We start from the raw sequence: 280 nt of genomic DNA, 5'->3' as shown, positions 1-280 counted from the left end.
CGTTTTCTTGCGATATCCTCGCAATCGTTGCTGAATTCACAATTTAATAACGTTTTTATTGACCGTGCCGGGGTATTTCTTTTCAGGTCAGGATCTTTAAAGATGACCGGGGTAGGAATGCTCACGCCGGGGTGAACGATCAGATACCATTTTTCCGGCGGATCGACCGGCGTGAGGATTTCACCCACCCCTTCAGCGAATGCCGCGTGGCCGCGCACAAACACCGGTACATCGGCGCCCAGCGTCAATCCTAACTCTGCCAGTTCGTCCGTCGTCAGAC

The 280-nt window shown here is 52.9% G+C and carries 1 pseudogene; it reads right to left on the bottom strand.

From position 1 onward, the window contains the following. Positions 1–280: pseudogene (locus RTW80_RS28985) on the bottom strand (4-(cytidine 5'-diphospho)-2-C-methyl-D-erythritol kinase); the annotation flags it as partial.

Origin of the sequence: Escherichia sp. AM3 (assembly GCF_032029835.1) — a bacterium.
In the GTDB taxonomy this organism is placed as follows: Bacteria; Pseudomonadota; Gammaproteobacteria; order Enterobacterales; family Enterobacteriaceae; genus Escherichia; species Escherichia coli.
This window is presented reverse-complemented; position numbering and strand designations above follow the sequence as displayed.